We start from the raw sequence: 2670 nt of genomic DNA on the forward strand, positions 1-2670 counted from the left end.
ACCGGTGTTGCCGGTGCCGGAGGAGTCGGTCACCGAGGTGCCCGAGCCCTGGTCCAGCTTCCACCAGCCCGCCGGATGACCCGAGGCGTCCCCGTGCACGGTCTGCGAGGTGAGGTTGCCCCTGGTGTCGTAGCCGTTGGTGGTCACCCGGTCCCCGCCCGCGGAGTCCGACTCCTGGGTCGAGGCGACCAGGTCGTCCGGGGTGTAGGACACCGAGGTCGTGCGGTGGACGCCCGCCGGGTCGACCGTGGTGGAGGTGGTCCGCGAGGCGGCGTCCACCACGTAGTCGGTCTCCGTCGTGCCGTTCTCGGTCATGCTCTTCACGAGGTTGCCGGCCGCGTCGTAGGAGTCCGACTCCTGAACGAAGCTGTTCGTGCCGCCCGAGTCGGTGTCGGTGACCGTCGCCACCAGATCGTCGTCCGTGTACGTGTACGACGTGGTGTTGCCCATCGAGTCCGTCTCGGACGCCAGCCGACCCGCCGGGTCGTAGGCGCGCGAGACCTGTACCAGGTCCCTCGGTGCCGAAGGCGTGACCGGGTCCCCGGTGTACTGCTTCAGCGTCTGCGTGAGCAGGTCGCCGTTGGCGTTGTAGGTGTAGGCGATGGTGGTCCCGTCAGGGGCGGTCTCCGACGCCTTGTTGCCGTAGCCGTCGTAGGTGTACGTCGTGGTGGCGCCGTTGGCCGCCCCGGCGTTGGCGTTGGCGTCCTTGGCCGTCGCCAGCTGGCCGTACGCGTTGTACGACCACGACTTCGTGCGCGGGGCGTCACCGCCGGTGCCGTCGGCGATGGTCTGTGTCAGGACGTCGTCGTCGGCGTCGTAGGCGGTGGTGGTGACCGGCGTGTGCGCGGCACCGGTGATCCGGTCGGTCAGCGGCGGCTCGGTCTCCTTGGTGATGTTGTCGTCACCGTCGTACTCGAAGGAGGTGGTCAGGCCCGCCGGATAGGAGTCGGACACCTCCGTCCTGGTCAGCACGCGGCCCACGCCGTCGTAGGTGAACTTCGTGACCAGACCGCCGGTGTCGGTGCTCGAGGCGACGTCACCGTTGCGGAAGTAGGAGACGGACGTGGTCGCACCGGACGGCAGGACCACCTTGACCGGCAGGCCGGCCGGGACGTTCCCGCTGTCCGCCGCCGGATAGCCCACGCCGCCGTCGGAGAAGGTCGTGCCGACCGTGCGGCCGTTCGGGAAGCCCGGCACCGGCGGGGTGGACTGGGTGACCGCGTTGCCGTGCGCGTCGTAACCGTAGGACGTCAGGTAGGTGTTGTCACTGGCCGAGGCCGAACGCGGGTCCCGGAAGGTGAGCGGCAGGTCGTTGCGCGGGTCGGCGGTGGTCAGCTGGGCGGATGTGTCGTCCGGGTAGTACGTGAAATACCGGGTCGAGCACTTGTTGGCCGCCTGGTCCTGGCATGCCGTCACCGAGACGGCGTTACCGCGCGGGTCGTGACCCGTGGTGGTCACGGCGCCATTGGGGTCGGTGACGGTGCGCTCGAACCCGCCGGTGTCATAACCGAACGACGTCTTCTGGCCGAGGCCGTCGGTCCACTCGATCTCACGGTTGCCATGCGTCGGGTCGTACACGTAGGTGAGCGTGCGCCCGCCCGGATCGGTCACGTTCACTGTCTTCACCGGCAGCAGGCCGGTGGAGTTCAGTGCCGCGTCGTACTGCGCGCCGACGTCGTCCGCGGAGAGCTGCGAGCGGTAGACCGCCGCTTCGGCGATCGAGCCCTTGAAGTAGCTGGCGTAACCGGTGATGTCGGTGGTGTTGTTGTGCGACTCGTCGGGCCAGTTGCCGCCGATGTAGCCCGCGCCGATGTAGGTGTAGGGCTGGCCGTTCATCGCGGCGGTGCTGGTCTGGGTGCCGACCAGGTTGCCGTCCAGGTAGAGGGACTGGCTGGTCGCCGACGAGGACAGCACGACGTGGTGCCACTTGTTGTCGGTCACCGCAGACGCGGAGCCCAGCGGCTTGGTCGAGCCGCCGGAGAAGTAGAACTCCCCGTACAGCTTCCCGCTGCTGCCCACGTAGAGGATCGGCGTGTAGGCGGTCGGGGTGGTGGTGCCCAGCGGGTCCTTGGACGCCCCGACCAGCACACCGTTGGCGGTGGCCGTCTTGAACCACATGTCCACCGACTCGGGGCCGGTGCCCGGAATCGTGCCGCTGGGCAGCGTCACCTTCGAGGAGGTGCCGTTGAACGCACCGGTGGTGTGGTCGCTGAACGGGCCCGCCGAGCCCAGCGTCACGGACGAGTAGGTGCCCGTGCCGCCGCGCACCTCGTCGAGTGCCGTCGTGGCACCCGCCGACTCACCGAAGCGGTAGTACTGGTTGGGGGTCCCGCCAAGCACCGCCGAGCGATAGACCTGGCTGGAGCCGGTGACGCTCGGAGCACCGAGCTGCCATACTCCGCCGTCGTCGTCGGTGACCCGGACGGCTCGCGCGGCGTTGGTGTCGTAGTCGATCGTGGACTGCATCTTGCCCGACGGACGGGTGATCGAGCTCAGCAGTGGCGACGCCTTCGTGGCCGCCGTGTGTATCGCCGTGACCTCGTTGGCCGTCAGAGCACGGGGGTAGAACGCGGTATCGGCGATGGTGCCGTTGAAGTAGGTCGGGAAGCCCTGGTCGCTCGTGGTCGAGTAGTGCGGCTCGTCCGGCCAGGTACCGCCCAGGAAGCCGGC

The 2670-nt window shown here is 68.8% G+C and carries 1 protein-coding gene; it reads right to left on the reverse strand.

Annotated elements, in window-relative coordinates:
- Nucleotides 1-2670: LamG-like jellyroll fold domain-containing protein (locus tag ACIGA3_RS30185; protein ID WP_399721640.1), on the reverse strand; the 2670-nt coding region annotated here is incomplete at both ends.

The sequence above is a fragment of the Streptomyces sp. NPDC085596 genome, from assembly GCF_044541565.1.
GTDB lineage: Bacteria > Actinomycetota > Actinomycetes > Streptomycetales > Streptomycetaceae > Streptomyces.